Here is a 17,104-nt window from a genome sequence, read left to right as displayed (position 1 = left end):
CCTGCTCCAAGCTAGATGCGATTCCGGCAGCTCAGTGTTGATCGATACCGCTGTGTTGGTCGATACCGCTGTGCTGATCGATACCGCTGTGCTGATCGATACCGCTGTGTTGGTCGATACCGCTGTGTTGGTCGATACCGCGGCGGGCGAGTTCGTCCACCAGGGCTTGCGTCGCGATCGAATTCAGAACCGACGGTGGGGTCGTTCCCGGCCGCGCTTCTTCAGGAGTCAGATAACCGGCGGCTACGAGCACCTCTGTAATCGGAGCGTCGAAGACCTGACATGCCGTCCGCATCGTGTCCTGGGTGGGAGGGCGCTTGGCCGAAAGCCATCGACTCAGTTCGGAAGGTCGAATCTTCAGCGCACGCGCAGCTTCCTGGATGTCGCTGAACGAGCGAAGTTCCAGTTGATGCTCGACCCATGCGGAGAAACCACTCATAGCGGTCATATTGCCTGAGCCGAGAGGTATATGCCACTTCCTTTCGGCTACAAGTCGAGGACATTTGGATATCTGCCATGCCGTGGCAAAGTTTTTCGCCGACGATTCGCTTATTTGCAGTTACGCGACGTCGCTGACGGGGACTGACTTCTTCTCTGAGCGGGGATTATTCAGTCGGTCGCTGGTGAAGGGTGAAATTGAGGGTGAAATGCAAAAAATTCGATTGTCGGAAGCGGGAACTCAATGACAACGCCGAGTCAACTCAGACTTGAAGGCCTTCGTGATGGTGTCGCTCCGACGGCAAGGCGAACAGCCAGAATTCCATTTTCGCCGACCACCGCCATTTGGATGGCGATTGCGATCGTAGTTCCGATATACCGCTCGTTGCCCGGCACCGTCACACAGTTATGGGCGATGGCGGTGCTTGTGGTTATCGTGACCTCAGTAGCGCTGGGACGAGTCGCTCGGCCGCAGTTTGTCAGCATCTGGTTGTTGGCCGGCTACGCAGCCCTCGTCGCGACGGTGACGGCGACGCGTGGCAGTGATGTCACCGGAAATCTCTACGTTGGAGTCCAACTTTTCATTGTTCTCGGGCTCGGGATATTTGTGATGGTCGCCAATGTCCAGCGTGATCCGGCTTTTGTCAGGCGTGTCTGTATTGCGTTCATCGCAAGCCAATCGGTTTCTGCTCTGGTCGCCGCCATCCAACTGGCTGGTTCATCCGTCTTCGGTTTCGGTGTTGTGAACGGTCGTGCTCCAGGTCTCGCAGGTCATCCGAACGTTCTGGGCATCATGTCCTCACTTGCACTGATTCTCTGCCTGGGGGCTGCGGTGCGAAAGGCGGAGAATCGGCTCGTTCTGGTGCTGATCTCGATCGTGAACGCGGTGGGACTGCTGGCGACCGGTAGTTTGAGTTCGTTGTCGGCCTGCGCGATCGGACTGATCGTCGTGGCGATTTCTTCGCGAGTGAAGATCACCACCATCGCCAAGAGTTTTGTCGGTGCCGCCATTCTCTTCTGGATCGCAATCACATATACCGAGTTCGGCAAGCACCTGGAGACGCCGGCCGATCGATACCTCCAGGTCACCGGCCAGACCAAAGCTGTCAGCACGCTCGAGATCCGTAACGACACTTACGGATTCGCGTGGGACGCGATTCGTGCGCATCCGCTGTCCGGCATCGGTTTGAACTCGGCGAATGCTGCCTCGTTCGACAACGTCACCGTCGTTCACAATGTGTTCCTACGATCCTGGTACCAAGGCGGGGTGGTTCTCGCCCTTGCCGTGGCACTGATCATCTGCGCGACGGCACTGGTCGCGTTCAGATCGATGAAGTCCGGCAAGAACGCTGCTGCGGCCGGCGTGCTGGTCTCGATGATGACATTCGCTCTGACATCGGCGTTCTTCGAGCAGGCCTACTACTGGCTACCAGTCGTACTCGCCTTTGCATGTTTGTCGACGGAGAGTGATCGGACCGCAAGCTCCAAAGCTCAACCCGCGCAACAAGCGTTGATCGGGAATTGAGACTACGTGTTCAAGCCGTGGAAGGTCTTCTCCCAGTAAGACGGGTTGCGTATCAACTGATATGTGCCTTTGATGGCCGCGATACTCATCAATACCCAGTAAAGCGGAGCGGTCAGGCAAGCTATCAGCAGCATAGGATTTCGGGTCTCTCGGCATGCCACCAAGTTCATGTAAAGGACTGCAGCGTTACCGAACACGAGTGACACGAGGGCAGGAAAATAGACGTAATTGGGAAACACGTCGTGGATGACCTCGGGCTGGCCGAGAATCCAACCCAGACTGATCAGCCAGAACGCCATGTTCAGTGTCGCCACAATGGGTGTCCCCGCCATCAAGATGGTGAAGCGTAAGAATCCGACCGTGCCGAGTCCGCGCCACAGTTTCAACGGTTGACGCATATGAACCAACCAAGTCTGCAGGTAACCCTTGTACCAGCGTGAGCGTTGGCGGATCCAGTTGATCGTGTCGCTGTTGGCCTCTTCGAGCGTCGTCGAGTTCAGAACTGCGGTCCGGTAACCGCTCTCGGCGATGCGGACTCCGAGGTCTGCATCCTCGGTGACATTGAAGGGATCCCAGGCGCCGATCTCGTCGAGCACACTTCGGCGAAGATGATTGGACGTGCCTCCCAGGGGGATTGGTGATTGGCTGCGCATCAGTCCGGGGAGGATGAAATTGAACCAGAGGGCGTAATCGGCCGTGAACCATGCAGTCAACAGATTCTGAGTTCCGTTGTGAAACGCGAGTTTGGCCTGCACACACGCAGTATTCGCTGGAAGCTTCGCGAAAGTCGCTACTACGCGGCGTAACTGAAGAGGATCCGGAGAGTCTTCGGCGTCATAGATGGTGATTATCTCGCCGGTCGAGAAGTGCAAACCGTAGTTGCAGGCTTTGGGTTTGGTACGTGGATCTGCAGCGGGGACCTTCAAGATGCTCACCACTTCATCGACTCCGGCGGCAGTTGCAGCGTCGATCGTGACAGCGTCATCCTCTTCGAGGAGCAACAGCACTTGCAATTTGTCCGAGGGGTAGTCGATTGCACGCATGGCGGAAATCAGGTCCCCGACTACTTCCGGTTCGTTGTACGCCGGAACAAGGATTGTGTAGTGCGGGAGATCTTCATCCGAAAGTGCGCTTGCCTCTTGATCGCTGATCGTCACGATCGAGGAAGCATCCAAACCGCGTGTGAACAACACAAGTCGATCCACCATCGCCCATACGTACCCGAGCGTGCACACCAATGTGAGAACGATGAGCGTGGGAGTCAGGAAGAAGACAAGACAGGCGATTGTGATCGCGAGAATCACGAGCAGGATGTTGCGCTGCCAAGGATAGAACGCAATTGATGCCGATGAAATCGGTTTGCGTTCACGCAGCCCGTTCACAGCGTCGTGGAGTGCGGCTCGTTTGAATTCCTCGGAGCTTTCGTCCTCAACAGAGAGATTGGGAATTACCACTTCTGTGCCTCCACGACAAGCCTTCCGAGTGACTGGAGCATACCTAGGTCCTTGTACTGAGATTCACTGTCCACCGTCGATATCCGGCCTCTGAGTAGAACGGCCAAGGTGTTGCTTCCATTCGACGCCATCGATGGTTTCGGTTCGGGGAACAAGGCATTCGGTTCATGATTGTCCACTGTCAAGAGGGTGACGCGCTGTGCGGCGCCGTCGCCACGTGTCCACACGAAATTGAGGTTGCTCCAGGTGAGGAGGAGGGAGTCGTCGACAACGGTGTACATTTCTGCGACCACCCCACGGCTCAACTCAACTCGTACCGTTGGGCTGACACGTGCATTCTGGAGATCATAGGTTGTGTTGCTCGGATAGACAGCCAAAGTGGATGGGCGACGCACTTGAACAACGTCCATTTGGACGGTGCGTGGGCGCATCTGGCTGTCCCATGCAGGGTTGGGTGTGTCAGCACGAATCGTCTGGCGAGTGAGTGCCGAAGTGGAACCGAAGTACTTTCTCGGCCAGTCGTATTCGTTGGTCGAGATTTCACGCCAACCAGCGGGGACGACGAGTCGTGGATCGGATGTCGCCGGCGGCCCTACCGAGACCGGAACGTTCTGTGCGGTGGGCACTGGCGTAAAGAACATCACAATCGCTGCGGCGAACACCACCAGGATCGTCCAGTTGCTGGTTGACGTAGAAGGATTCCGGAGCGGACGCTCGAACGGCTTCCAGGACTTTCCGCGTCGCTCGTACAAGTAGAAGAACCCGCCTACCAGCAATGCGCTACCTAATGCCGGTAGCAGTTGGATGCTGAACAACGGCGCAGTCGGGTACTGACGGGAGAGGTAGTAGACCAAGCCTGCACCCAAGACGGACGAGCCGACGAACCCGGCGAATCCTCTCTTCCACGTTCGACTGACGGCGATCGTCGTGGCGGCCGAAGCGACCAACACCATGATGATGCTGTAGTCGAAGCGTGTGCCGCCGAGTTCAGTCGCCAACGTGCGGTAGATGAGCGGAGCCAGAAGGATCGGAACAACCCATATTGCCCAGTAACGATTCACTGGACGTAACCCGAACATGAGAACCGCTGCGCTCCAGACAAATACCCAAGCCGCGATTACATCGATATGCATCAATTCGTAGTTCTCGGCAAAACGTGGCATAAGGAGTGCCTGCAACCCCAGCGAGACCAGTAGGCCGATACCGCCGACAATCTTGTCCGTCTCACGATCATGGATCGGGAGGTCCGGGCCTCGTCGTAAATCTGTTCCGACGGCAGCTATCAGGCACAGCAGGGGGAGGACGAAAACGTATCCGATGGCGGTGCCACTCGCTGTGCTCCTCCACAAATTGGTCCACGTAGGCCAGAAAGCAAAGATTGTCGCGGCTGCAATCATCAGCCAACGGACGGTGAGGCGGGGGATAATTCCCGACTGCGTGCGTAGGTCGCGAATCTTCAAGATATGTAGTCCTATTCGAACTGGTCGTCTACTCGGGCTGTGCCGGCCGTGTCGGCTGGCGTGAGCTTGTGTCAACGAACCCGACTTTTGTCGACCTTACGTGATCGGTCACAAGGTGCGAATCCGAACACCCACCGATGCGGAACGGCTGAAGCCGGGTAGAAATCTCACATAGTGAGACGCATAGAAAATTCATTTCAGCGGTCGGTTTGTCGCGAACTGGACAAGCGACCTGATCTTGTTTCAAGGGTGCTACCTGTATCAGCAAGGGCTGTACGGCTATTCGCCTTCGAATTGCACATCGAATCGGCAGTAGGGACCAAGATCCCTGCCGGGGACGTAGGTCCCCAACGGCGCAGGCACCTTCTGTCGGCGAAAGTCATTGCGTCGGTTACCGATGGAAATGATCCTCTATTCAGGCGGTATCGGTAATGCGATGCGCTGTGGCAACCGCCTACTGACGAGTAAGGTCCTTCTGTTTGCTGCACTTTCGACGAAGTAACGCGAAAGTTGCTTCTGAATCGATCTTTCGCCCCGCTGTTCCGGTCGAGCTGCGTTCGGAGGGCAAGTCGCAAAGCAGTTGCGCTGCGGTCAGATTGGAATGAGCGGGAGCGTGCGCGGCTACGGGCCTGAACTGGGGCGACTTTGCGTTTGATCCTGCGCGCGGACAGTGCTGAAATGTAATCCACTCGGAGCGTGAGAGCGTTCCGATTCTCGAGGAATTGCACTTTTCGGATCGAAGCGAGCGATTTGCTGTTCCAGCGTATTGCTCGATCTGACGAATCACGCTCAACACCTGTCAACGACGTACGAATTCAATGACGCACGGATTCCACGAATGAGGAAGGGACTGATCACGTGACGGCGCTCGACGTGTCCACGCTGGGCAAGAACAAGCACACGCTTCCCCGTGCAGTGCCCGACCTCCGCCGCGGATCGACTTCACGGCGGGAATGGGAAACGGCATACCGCAGGAGACTGTTCCTGGGCGACTCGGCGATCATCGTGGGGACAGTTTTCCTGGCTCAGTGGCTACGGTTCGGCGGAGACGGCCGTGCGGTGAGCACCGGCATCCTCGGGCAACTGAGTTACACCGGTGTGTCAATTGCGTTGGCGGCAATGTGGTTATCGTCTCTGGGCATCTTCCGCACTCGATCGATCCGGGTGATCGGCAGCGGCCCCGAAGAGTACAGGCGAATTTTCGTAGCGACAGTGCGCCTCTTCGGACTCATTGCGATTGTCAGTCTTCTGCTGCAGTTGGACATCGCGCGACTCTATCTGGCCTTTGCATTCCCGGTTGGTCTGACGGCGCTGATGGCAAGCCGCTGGATCTGGCGAAAGGTCATCGCGCGGAAGCGGTCTCGGGGCGACTTCCAGACATCCGTGTTGGTTGTAGGAAGCCCCGTTGCAGTCAAGAAGCTGGCCCAAACCTTCGAACGAGCTCCCGGCGACGGTTATCGGGTAGTGGGCGTTTGCCAACCTAGTCAACTAGGTCGTCGGGACAGAGTCATAGTCGTCGACGGCATCGAAATACCGGTCCTCGGGGACGAGCACGACGTGACCGACGCGCTCGACTTGGTCGGTGCCGATGCAGTGGCGGTCACTGCGACGGAACACCTCGGATACGACGGTATGCGGAAGCTGGCCTGGGATCTGGAGTGCAAGGACGTTGATCTTGTTGTGGCGCCTGGAATCCTGGACGTTTCCGGTCCCCGGCTTTCGATGCGGCCGGTGGCCGGTCTTCCGCTGATTCACGTCGAACGTCCCCGCTACCACGGTGCGCAACGGTTCGCCAAGACAGCATTCGACGTCGTCTTCGCGTCTGTCATTCTCATCCTGGTCAGCCCGGTGTTGATCGCGACGGCGTTGGCAGTGAAGTTCACCAGTCGGGGTCCTGTGCTCTATCGGTCAGAGCGAATGGGATTGGACGGGGTTCCTTTCCCGATGCTGAAGTTCCGATCGATGGTTCAAAACGCCGACACACAGGTCGACAGTCTCCTGTCGGACAACGAGGGCGCCGGCGTTCTGTTCAAGATGCGTGACGATCCTCGGGTTACCAAGGTAGGGCGCGTCATTCGAAAGTTTTCGATAGATGAGTTGCCCCAGTTCGTCAACGTGCTCCGTCGCGAGATGAGTGTGGTTGGTCCCCGGCCGCCGTTGAGGCGTGAGGTAGAGGCGTACGACGGGGCCGTGAAAAGGCGACTGCTTGTCAAACCAGGGATCACCGGTTTGTGGCAGGTGAGTGGGCGTTCGGATCTTTCGTGGGAAGAAACCGTGCGACTGGACCTGTCCTATGTCGACAACTGGTCGATGGTTGGGGACGTCATGATCGTCGTGAAAACGCTCAAAGCCGTAATGGCAAGTGACGGCGCTTACTGATCGGTTCTGTCATTCTTTCGTATTCAAATCGCGAATCCGATTCGCTGTTCCCGGTGAATACTGCCTGGGATCCGAAGTAGAGGGAATTGCGCAATGCACACTGACCAGTCGATCATACTCGATGAGAACTTTGGGGGAACCGTTTCGATGTCATCGTCGAAATATTCGATGTACTTGGCGGTAATTCCAACATATCGGAATCCGTGTATCGAAGTGTTGCGCGAGATGGAGAACGGCAATCTCCGCATTCTTGCCTCGGACTACGGACTGGATCCTACAGTTCGAACTGGTATCGACAAGGATTTCTATGAGCGAGTTCGACGGATAGGAATCTTCGGTGACAAGGTTCTTCTTCAGGTTGGCTCCTGGAGAAATCCGCTTTCTGCTTCCGTGACCATCCTTGATTTGAACCCTCGGAGTCTCACGGCGTGGGGTATTTTAGCCCTTCGACGAATTACGCGTCGACGTACTTTGGTTTGGGGTCACCTTCATCCCAGAGAAGGGTCTTCATCGAAGACGGCTTTTCTTCGACGGACGATGCGGCGGTTGTCTCAGGGAACTATTCTTTACGGATACGCCAGCGTAGTCCCGGCCAGGCGTGAGATACCGCACCAGCCAGTGTGGGTAGCACCGAATTCTCTGTACAAGCGCGCGCATATCAACGCCGATAACACCACTGAATCGCGTAAATCAATAGTCTATGTCGGTCGATTGGTTGCCGAGAAGAACGTGGATCAATTGGTTCCGGCTTTCCATCGATCGGGCCTCAAAGACAAGGGTGCCGTCTTGGAAATCGTAGGTTTCGGAAATGCTTCGGAAACTATAGAGAGGCAAATTTCAGATCTCGGTCTCGAAGGATCCGTTGTTCTGCACGGACGTGTCGAAAGCCCCGTCGAGCTTGCTGAAATCTATGCGCGCTCAATCATGTCGGTCTCTCCGGGATACGTCGGATTGAGTGTCACTCAGAGCCTGGGATTCGGAGTTCCGATGCTGTATCCCGAGGATGCCCCGCACGCCCCTGAGATCGAGCTTGCCGTAGTCGGTCCGATGCAGAGTTACTCGCCGACAACCGAGGAATCGCTGGCCGTGGCACTACGCGATTACTTTCTGTATCTGGACTCCAATCCCGTGTCGGCAGGGGAAATATCAACGAAGGTTGGAGAACTCTATTCCGCTGAGTCGATGGCATCGGGTATCTCTGCCGCGTTGAGAGGGCAGGTCGTTGAATTCGACAAAGACGGATGGCCCAAGGAGATGGTCGCACGATGAGTAACCGATCCCGCCTCCCGTCAGGGGTTAGGCGAGCCCTTCGAGGAATCATGAACGGGCTGGCAATATCGAACGGCAACGTTTCAGTAGGACGCGACTTCAACGCGGGCCGCGGGGCAATCATCAGTGCGCCTCACGGATTGAATATCGGCGATAATGTCAGCGTCGGGCCTCGGACGGTTATCCAGGTAGACGGTTCGATCGGATCCCACGTCATGATCGGAATGAATGTCTACATCGTAGGGCGTGAAGACCACGCGATCGACGAAGTGGGTATTCCGATGCTCGCGTCGACATGGGTGGGGGACCGAGAGCCTGGCGCTCGTGATTCTGTCGAAATTGGAACAGATGTATGGATAGGCGCTTGTTCGGTGATATTGAGCGGTGTGACGATAGGCGACGGTGCCGTGATCGGAGCCGGTTCGGTCGTGACGAGTGACGTCGAGAGTTTCTCTGTGAATGTCGGAGTTCCTGCACGGAAAGTCGGCGAAAGATTCGAGAGTGATACGCAGAGAAGTGCACACCTGCAAGCTGTGCACGGACTGTCGTCCTGAGTGAGCTGAAAAGGGAAATGAGCACGATGGAAAATCGGGGAAACAAAATCCTGATCGTGGGAATCAACTATTCCCCTGAGCCAACCGGTATCGCTCCTTACACTGAGGGCTTGGTAAATGCGATAGCGGATGCTGGTGCTGACGTCAGGATGGTGACGGGGTATCCACACTATCCATTCTGGAAAAAGATGGATGGTTTCTCAGGACTGTCTTCGGTCGAGAAGTCAGAGAATCTGACAGTGCACAGACTCCGTCACTACATCCCTCGGAACCCCAGTTTCCTGCGAAGAATCCTGATGGAGGCAAGCTTCGCCCTGAGGGCATCCTGGGCGACTCTTTTCCACCGAGCGGACCTCGTTCTGTGTGTAAGCCCAACACTTTTGTCCTCAGCGGCATTTGTCATCAGGACCAGGCTCTTTCGGTCGAGCACACCCGTGGTGCTGTGGGTGCAAGACTTCTACGGACTGGGCGCTTCCGAGACCGGCCAGCTGAGCGGTGGATTGTCGTCTCTCGTCGATCGAGTCGAATCTTGGATCCTGCGAAAGTCCGATCACGTTGTCGTGATCCATCCGCGGTTTGCGAAGCATGCCCAGGAGAACCTCGGCGTCGATTCGAGCAGCATCACGGTTATCAGGAACTGGACCCACCTCGACCTCTCCCAGTCTTCTTGCGCCCGAGAGGATTCGCGAAGACGATTGGGATGGGGGCCGGAACAGCAGATAGTTCTGCACGCCGGAAACATGGGTGCGAAGCAAGGGCTCGAAAACGTGGTGGACGCCGCGCGTTTGCTCGATGCACGGCAGTCCGACATCAAATTCGTGCTGATGGGGGACGGGAATCAGCGAGCCCATCTTGAAGAGTTGTCCAAGGGATGCGAGGGGATCGAATTCATGGATCCTGTTGACAGCGAGGACTTTACCGACGTGCTACGTGCAGCGGATGCGCTGCTTCTCAACGAGTTGGCCGATCTTCGCAGCATGGCTGTTCCGAGCAAACTCACATCGTATTTCGCCTCAGGGGTGCCAGTCGTGGCGGCTACGTCTGCGGACAGCGCGTCGGGCGAAGAGATCGCGCTGTCAGGGGCGGGAGTACGCGTTGACGCCGGCAATCCGGAGGCGTTGGTTCGTGAAATAGAGATGTTGGTGGCTGACCCCGCCCGTTCTGAGCAATTCGCGCGAAACGGAAGGGAGTACGTGCACGAAGTTTTGTCTCCCGATTCTGCCACTATCGCGTTCGGCGAACTGCTCGACGGACTTGTCAACCGAGCGAGTTCGCCGACTCGATTGACGGAAGCCCGAGCGCGATGACCCACCCACAGCTCTCCCTCGGCGAGTTCACCGGGGCAGGATATGACAAGGGGCGTCCGGCGCCAGTGCAGATCGCCTGGCTCGCGGTAGCACCAGTGTTCCGGGCCTGGTTCGTGCCGGCACGCATGCGGGTCGCCATTCTCAGACTGTTCGGCGCTCAGATCGGTGAAGCAGTCCTGATACGGCACAACGTGAAGATCCATTGGCCGTGGAAGCTGTCGATCGGCGATAACACCTGGGTGGGTGAGGGAGCGTGGATCCTCAATCTCGAACCAGTGAGCATCGGGTCGAACAGTTGCGTCTCGCAGGATGTTTTCCTGTGCGCGGGCAGTCACAGCAGAAAATCACGGACTTTCGAGTTCGACAACGGTCCGATCGTCGTCGGTGATGGCGTATGGATTGCGGCGAGATCCACCGTCCTCCGTGGTACGTCGATCGGTGACCACGCTGTGATCGGCGCGAATTGCCTTGTCATATCGGATGTTCCGGCGAGTGCAATTGTTCGTGCCCCGGTCTCGGAGATCGGACGAGCATGAGAAGCACACGGCCGAATTGCGCTGGAGTCGTACAGTCGTTCCGCCGCCTGGTTGGTGCCACGTGAAGGTGATGACAAACCCCCTGGTGGTGCAGTTCACCGGAATCGCCGGCGGACGTCTTGTCGGTGCGTTGATTCAGGCACTGAGCATGGTTCTCCTTGCTCGCATCTCCGGTCCGTCCGGCTTTGGAATCTTCGCTGCTGCTTATGGCGTCGGACTGGTCCTTCAAACCGTTCTGAACTTCGGGTTCACTCCGTTTCTGGTTCGTATCCGTGCGTTGGGTGACCAGGAACCGCTCATCGCTTCGACTTTGGAGTTCTCGCGCCGCGCCAATCTGGCCGTTGGGGCCTTGCTTGCAATGATCGCGACTGTGGCCTCGGTCTTCGAACCGAGGCTTTGGTTCGTGGTGCCATTGGCAGCGTGGGTTGTCCTGGACAATTACGTCGAGACGTTGCTTTCGCTACCACTCGCTGACGGGAATACCTGGCAGAACGCCGTATCGTTGCTCCTTCGTCGAGCACTTGCCCTCGTCTTTGTCGCGGCCGCTTGGCTCTCGGGTGTCGATGCAGTGTTCTGGTATTCAGTGGGCCTCGCGTTCTCCTCGATGATCGCTGTCTTCGTGGCCATTCGGCTCGGACCGGCAATCACTCGGATCAGATCGAGGCGATCGTATAAGTCGATTCTTCGCAAGTCATCGCACTTCTGGTTGAATTCCGTTGCCACTCAAACGCGTAACTTCGACGTACTGCTGGTTGGACTCGTGACATCCCCGGCCGTCTCCGGAATCTACGGCGTGACGAGTCGTATCACTACTCCACTGCGGCTGATTCCCACTTCATTTGCGGCAGTTCTCATGCCGGCAGCGGCGCGCTCGACGACTGGGCGAATCACCCAGAGCATTCTGCGACCCGCGATGTATGTGTGTTTTGCCAGCGCGGTGATCTTCGGCGTGATCGCGGCAGTCATACCTGCAGTGGTTCCACCGGTTTTGGGCGCTGCATATGTAGACGCGGTACCGGTAATGCAGGTCGTCTGCTTCAGTTTGATCTTCGCAGCGATCTCGTCGCAGTTGAACGCCATTCTGCAAGGTACGGGCAGAGTTGAAGTTGTCTCCTACATAACTGTTTTGAGCACGTTGATTTGCCTGGTCGGAATCCTGGTGGCGGCTCCCCGCTACGGGGCGCTCGGAGCGGGATGGTCACTCTCGCTCAGCTACGTACTTCAAACCGTATTCCTGACCTGTGTCGTTGTCGTTGCAATGAGGAGGGATCCCCATGCGTAGGTTCTTCATGAGTATTGCGGCAGCCCAGGGAAATCTGGGAGACATCGAGATACGCCGAACAGCAGTCGATTACATGCGCGACCTGGGATTGAGTCCCGTAGTCTTTTCGGGCCGTATGAGCGCGGAGTACGTCGATGCCTTCGATTGGGAACCAACCGACGAGGTCATGAATTCGGGCTTTCGATTCTGGCGAGCGGTTTTGGCCGATACGGTGCGCCGCAAGCGGGCAGTGATCGTCATGGCTCCTGGGCCTGCAGTTCTGGGAGCTTCGGTCGCGAGCGTCGTCAAACACTCGTTACTTGTGGCCGTCTTTGCGGTGCTTCGCATTTTCGGTGCACGAATCCTCGTTTTGGGGCGATCGATCGAGGTGCGAAGCTCCTTCGCGGCGGTACCCGAGAAGATCCTCGTCGGCATAGCCGACGTCTACGCAGCACGTGACAAGCGGACGTGCGAGTATCTGCGAGGTAAGAGCCGGTTCTATCCCGATCTCGCTTTTCGGGGCAGCACTTCTGACGTGGCGAAGTCGGCGGGCCAAGGATCTGCGGCCCGAGAAATAGCTTTGCTTTCGCTTCGACATGACCGACCGGTGAACTACGCGACCCTTCGGTCGATCCACGATCAGGTCTCGGCAAAGGGTTTGGATCTGATGGCCTGTTGCCAGGTTGTCGAGGACGACAACCACAACCGTGAAGTTGCTGCGACGCTCGGAATTCCCTACGTGGGATGGGACGATGACGTGACCCATCGGCAACAGGAGTTCGCTCTCCGTACCCTGTACGAGCGCGCGGCCGTGACCATCAGCGACCGACTCCATGTTTTGATCCTGAGCGCGCGAGGTGGATCGATACCGGTGATGTCGGGCAGCAGTTCGGTACCGAAGCTGAGGGATTCGCTGGAACCGGTACTCGCGCCGCAGGCATCGTGGATGGACGACTCGGCGGGTGGCAGCTTGAATCTCGGGCACGACGAATCTGCCCGAATCTTCCACGGAATGGATTCCGCTGCCGCGGAACTGGAGGATTTGAGATCGCGGATCAAGGGGGCAGTAATGCCGTGAGCGTTTCTCAGTTCTGGTTGTGGGGTCGGTACTCCCACACAACACAATTCGGCCGATGACTATCCGCAGACAAGTATCTGCTTCGAGGACGGGGTTTCAAGTGAAACGCGCACTGATTACCGGAATTACAGGCCAAGACGGTTCATACCTGGCCGAGCTGTTGTTGAGCAAGGGATACGAGGTCCACGGACTTATTCGTAGGTCGTCCACGTTCAATACAGCTCGGATCGATCATATGTATGTAGATCCCCACACCCCCGATGCAAAGCTGTTCCTCCATTACGGAGATCTCAGCGACGGGGCGCGTTTGGTCACCCTTCTCGCACAGATACGTCCGGACGAGGTCTACAACCTCGCGGCGCAGTCCCACGTGCGGGTGAGCTTCGACGAGCCTGAACATACCGGCGACACGACGGGAATCGGGTCGATCAGGTTGCTCGAAGCGGTTCGAATGGCAGGGCTCGAATGCAGGTTCTACCAGGCGTCCAGTTCCGAGATGTTCGGTGCGACACCACCTCCGCAGGACGAGCAGACCCCCTTCTATCCGCGGTCGCCGTACGGCGCTGCGAAGGTCTATTCGTATTGGATCACGAAGAACTATCGTGAGGCATACGGGATCTTCGCGGTGAATGGGATTCTGTTCAACCACGAATCCCCCCGCCGTGGTGAGACGTTCGTGACCCGCAAGATCACGCGAGCAGTCGCTCGAATCAAAGCAGGCCTTGAAAGTAACTTGTACATGGGCAATCTCGATGCAATTCGTGACTGGGGTTATGCGCCGGAGTACGTAGAGGGAATGTGGAGGATGCTTCAGGCTGACGAACCGGACGATTATGTTCTCGCGACTGGCGGTAACTATTCGGTCAAGGACTTCCTGACGGTGGCCTTCGAGCATGCAGGACTGAACTGGGAAGATCACGTGCGCTTCGACGAGCGCTATCTCCGTCCGACGGAGGTCGATGCGTTGATCGGGGACGCTGGAAAGGCCGAGCAGAAGCTCGGTTGGAAGGCGACAGTGCATACCCCCGAACTGGCTCGAATCATGGTCGACGCGGACATCGAGGCGTTGACATGTGAGGGCAAGCCTTGGATCGATCGTCCGAACCTGGTGGATTGGGAGCACGCTCGATGACAGGGGAGAACGTGCAGCGGCCGCTCGATCGGAGCGAGCGTGTGTTCGTCGCGGGCCATCGTGGGCTCGTAGGTTCAGCGATTTTGCGTCGGTTGGAAGCCGATGGTTTCAATTGCCTTGTCGGACGCACGTCCGCCGAGCTCGATCTTCGCGACCGCGGTGCAGTGTTCGAATTCTTCGCCGAGGAGAGGCCGAAGAACGTGGTTCTCGCGGCAGCCAGAGTGGGCGGGATCTTGGCGAACAGCACACTGCCGGTGGACTTCATCTCCGACAACCTTCGCATCCAGGTGAACGTGATGGATGCGGCGGCAGAGTTCGATGTCGAGCGCCTGCTATTCCTCGGGTCATCCTGCATCTACCCGAAGTTCGCTCCTCAACCGATTCGCGAAGAGTATCTGCTGACCGGTCACTTGGAGCCGACCAACGATGCGTATGCGATCGCAAAGATCGCCGGAATCCTGCAGGTGCAGGCTGTTCGCAAGCAGTTCGGGCGTCCGTGGATTTCCGCGATGCCGACCAATCTCTACGGCCCTGGTGACAACTTCTCTACCAAGGGCTCTCATGTGCTGCCGGCACTCATCAGGCGCTTCGACGACGCGCGTCGTGAGGGAGCGGCGTCAGTTGTGAACTGGGGTAGCGGGACTCCACGGCGTGAGTTTCTCCATGTCGACGACATGGCGGATGCCTGTCTTCATCTGCTCGACCACTATGACGGAGTTGAGCACGTCAACGTGGGTACAGGTGAGGACCAGAGCATCGCGGAGATCTCCGCGATCGTGGCGGACGAGGTCGGGTTCGGCGGCGAGATCGAATGGGACCGCACGAAACCTGACGGAACGCCGCGGAAGCTGCTCGACATCGGGAAGCTTCGAGATTTGGGTTGGCAGCCCAGGATCGACTTGCGTGAGGGGATCGCATCGACCGTGGAGTGGTATCGACAGAACGTCGATTCGATCAGGACATGAAGTACTACAGCATTATTCGACGTAAACCCGACTTCGACAGGCAGACATCGTTATGACTTCTCGTATTGCGGTATTCGGCACCGGCTACCTCGGGGCGACACACGCAGCATGCATGGCCGAGTTGGGTCACGAGGTTCTCGGGGTCGATGTCGATCCGAACAAGCTCGCTATGCTCGAAGCTGGGGAGGTTCCTTTCTACGAGCCAGGGCTAGAGGAAGTGTTGCGCCGCAACATAGCCGCGGGACGTCTTCGGTTCACGGCTTCCTACGAGGAGGCCGCAGAGTTCGCGGACATCCATTTCCTCGGCGTCGGTACGCCTCAGAAGAAGGGGGAGTTCGCGGCCGACATGCGTTTTGTCGATTCGGTGATCGAGACCCTCGCACCTCTGTTGACCAGGCCGGCTGTCATTTTCGGGAAATCGACTGTGCCAGTGGGTACCGCCGAGCGATTGGGTGCACGTGCGCGTGAGCTGGCGCCTGCAGGGCGAGATGTCGAGGTGGCGTGGAACCCGGAGTTCCTCCGGGAAGGCTATGCGGTGAAGGACACGCTTCACCCGGACCGGCTTGTACTAGGGGTAGACCGCAATCGACCTGGACGTGCAGAATCGGTTGCGCGTGAAGTGTACGAGCAGCTCTTGAACGAAGGCATTCCCTTTGTTGTTACCGACCTTGCCACTTCGGAGTTGGTCAAAGCATCAGCCAATGCCTTTCTGGCGACGAAGATCTCGTTTATCAATGCGATCTCGGAGGTGTGCGAGGCCTCGGGTGCAGATGTCACGGTACTTGCCGATGCCATCGGCCACGACGAGAGAATAGGCAGGCGATTCCTCAATGCGGGAATCGGTTTCGGTGGTGGCTGCTTACCGAAGGACATCCGTGCTTTCATGGCACGCGCGGGTGAACTCGGAGCAGATCAAGCACTCACCTTCCTGCGTGAAGTCGACAATATCAACATGCGCCGTCGTACACGGATGGTCGAGCTGGCTCGAGAAGCGTGTGGCTCGCTGCTCGGAGCCCGTGTGGCGGTTCTCGGTGCCGCGTTCAAACCTGATTCCGACGACGTTCGTGACTCGCCGGCATTGAACGTCGCTGGTCAGATACAGCTGCAAGGCGCTGCCGTCAATGTCTACGACCCGAAGGCAATGGGAAACTCGAAGGCTTTGTTCCCAACTCTCACCTATACGTCGAGCGCACTTGAAGCGTGCGCAGGCGCTGATGTCGTCCTGGTCCTGACCGAGTGGACCGAATTTCGAAAATTGCTGCCGTCGGACCTCGAAGCAATCGTGCGCAAGAAGGTGATCATTGACGGGCGAAATTGCCTGGAACCGAGCACCTGGCGCGACGCCGGGTGGACCTATCGAGGGCTCGGAAGGCCGTAATCTTTGAAACCAGCCGTAAATCGTCGCAACCGTCAGTGGCCTGCGACTGGTGCGAATCCGCCTTCGGGTGGATTCGCCAAAGCTCGGGACCAAGGTCCGTCGATGGATTCGCTGTGGCGGCGCGGCACTGCGGTTGCGTCCGGCCAATGGTGTCGCGGTGTGGAATAGTGCCTTGTTCTACTGGTGTGCAGTAGCTTTCGGCCTAGTGGTCCGCGGATGCACTTGCGTGGACTTTGGTCCTCGCCGTCCGGTGGCCGTGGGCGATCCTCGCTCGGACGGCGAGAACGAATGTAGCTGCACAGCTGCGCCGAATTGCTGTTGCGGTGGTGAAAAGGTTAATGACACAGTAGAGTTCAGCCCAGCTGTCG

Annotated in this window: 14 protein-coding genes; 11 read left to right on the top strand and 3 right to left on the bottom strand. The window is 57.5% G+C overall.

Translation table 11 applies throughout. The annotated features are described in order from the left end of the window. Positions 1 to 31: 31 nt before the first annotated feature. Positions 32 to 439, bottom strand: a complete 408-nt coding sequence (locus ACWF6P_RS18190) for a helix-turn-helix domain-containing protein (protein WP_452621930.1) — start codon at positions 437 to 439, stop codon at positions 32 to 34. A 435-nt stretch (positions 440 to 874) separates the two neighbouring features. On the opposite strand from ACWF6P_RS18190, the gene ACWF6P_RS18185 reads away from it, so the two are divergent. Further along, the gene (locus ACWF6P_RS18185; RefSeq protein WP_452621929.1) at positions 875 to 1,963 is read left to right on the top strand and encodes an O-antigen ligase family protein; all 1,089 of its coding nucleotides are present in this window, start codon (positions 875 to 877) and stop codon (positions 1,961 to 1,963) included. A 2-nt stretch (positions 1,964 to 1,965) separates the two neighbouring features. On the opposite strand, the gene ACWF6P_RS18180 is transcribed toward ACWF6P_RS18185, so the two are convergent. After that, positions 1,966 to 3,417 carry a glycosyltransferase gene (locus ACWF6P_RS18180; protein ID WP_452621928.1) on the bottom strand — a complete coding sequence of 484 codons (1,452 nt, stop codon included), beginning with the start codon at positions 3,415 to 3,417 and terminating at the stop codon, positions 1,966 to 1,968. Then, positions 3,411 to 4,877 carry a hypothetical protein gene (locus ACWF6P_RS18175; protein WP_378448607.1) on the bottom strand — a complete coding sequence of 489 codons (1,467 nt, stop codon included), beginning with the start codon at positions 4,875 to 4,877 and terminating at the stop codon, positions 3,411 to 3,413. The genes ACWF6P_RS18180 and ACWF6P_RS18175 overlap by 7 nt, the downstream gene beginning before the upstream one ends. 858 nt (positions 4,878 to 5,735) lie before the next feature. On the opposite strand from ACWF6P_RS18175, the gene ACWF6P_RS18170 reads away from it, so the two are divergent. The 10 genes from ACWF6P_RS18170 to ACWF6P_RS18125 all read left to right on the top strand — a co-directional run bounded on the left by ACWF6P_RS18170 (position 5,736) and on the right by ACWF6P_RS18125 (position 16,736). After that, positions 5,736 to 7,256 carry a sugar transferase gene (locus tag ACWF6P_RS18170; protein ID WP_452621927.1) on the top strand — a complete coding sequence of 507 codons (1,521 nt, stop codon included), beginning with the start codon at positions 5,736 to 5,738 and terminating at the stop codon, positions 7,254 to 7,256. Positions 7,257 to 7,349: 93 nt separating this feature from the next. Continuing rightward, positions 7,350 to 8,525 (top strand): glycosyltransferase, encoded by a 1,176-nt coding sequence (locus tag ACWF6P_RS18165; protein ID WP_452621926.1) that lies wholly within the window; start codon positions 7,350 to 7,352, stop codon positions 8,523 to 8,525. Then, on the top strand, positions 8,498 to 9,079 hold the full coding sequence (locus tag ACWF6P_RS18160; protein ID WP_378448604.1) for an acyltransferase: 582 nt from the start codon (positions 8,498 to 8,500) through the stop codon (positions 9,077 to 9,079). The genes ACWF6P_RS18165 and ACWF6P_RS18160 overlap by 28 nt, the downstream gene beginning before the upstream one ends. A gap of 17 nt (positions 9,080 to 9,096) precedes the next feature. Continuing rightward, the gene (locus ACWF6P_RS18155) at positions 9,097 to 10,386 is read left to right on the top strand and encodes a WcaI family glycosyltransferase (protein ID WP_452621925.1); all 1,290 of its coding nucleotides are present in this window, start codon (positions 9,097 to 9,099) and stop codon (positions 10,384 to 10,386) included. Further along, positions 10,383 to 10,922: a DapH/DapD/GlmU-related protein gene (locus tag ACWF6P_RS18150; RefSeq protein ID WP_452621924.1), complete on the top strand. Its 540-nt coding sequence runs from the start codon at positions 10,383 to 10,385 to the stop codon at positions 10,920 to 10,922. The genes ACWF6P_RS18155 and ACWF6P_RS18150 overlap by 4 nt, the downstream gene beginning before the upstream one ends. A 70-nt stretch (positions 10,923 to 10,992) precedes the next feature. Beyond that, complete coding sequence (locus tag ACWF6P_RS18145) at positions 10,993 to 12,204, top strand: oligosaccharide flippase family protein (protein WP_452621923.1); 1,212 nt, start codon at positions 10,993 to 10,995, stop codon at positions 12,202 to 12,204. Beyond that, on the top strand, positions 12,197 to 13,261 hold the full coding sequence (locus ACWF6P_RS18140) for a polysaccharide pyruvyl transferase family protein (RefSeq protein ID WP_452621922.1): 1,065 nt from the start codon (positions 12,197 to 12,199) through the stop codon (positions 13,259 to 13,261). Before ACWF6P_RS18145 ends, ACWF6P_RS18140 begins: the two co-directional genes overlap by 8 nt. A 100-nt stretch (positions 13,262 to 13,361) precedes the next feature. After that, entirely contained in the window at positions 13,362 to 14,393 is a 1,032-nt protein-coding gene (gmd, locus tag ACWF6P_RS18135) for a GDP-mannose 4,6-dehydratase (RefSeq protein WP_230816379.1), read from the top strand. Beyond that, on the top strand, positions 14,390 to 15,358 hold the full coding sequence (locus ACWF6P_RS18130) for a GDP-L-fucose synthase family protein (protein ID WP_452621921.1): 969 nt from the start codon (positions 14,390 to 14,392) through the stop codon (positions 15,356 to 15,358). The genes gmd and ACWF6P_RS18130 overlap by 4 nt, the downstream gene beginning before the upstream one ends. Before the next feature lie 52 nt (positions 15,359 to 15,410). After that, positions 15,411 to 16,736 (top strand): UDP-glucose dehydrogenase family protein, encoded by a 1,326-nt coding sequence (locus tag ACWF6P_RS18125; RefSeq protein ID WP_378448598.1) that lies wholly within the window; start codon positions 15,411 to 15,413, stop codon positions 16,734 to 16,736. Positions 16,737 to 17,104 lie beyond the last annotated feature (368 nt).

The sequence above is a fragment of the Rhodococcus sp. NPDC055024 genome, assembly GCF_053608585.1.
The sequence above is the reverse complement of the archived record's forward strand: the minus strand, read 5'-3'. Positions and strand labels throughout refer to the sequence as shown.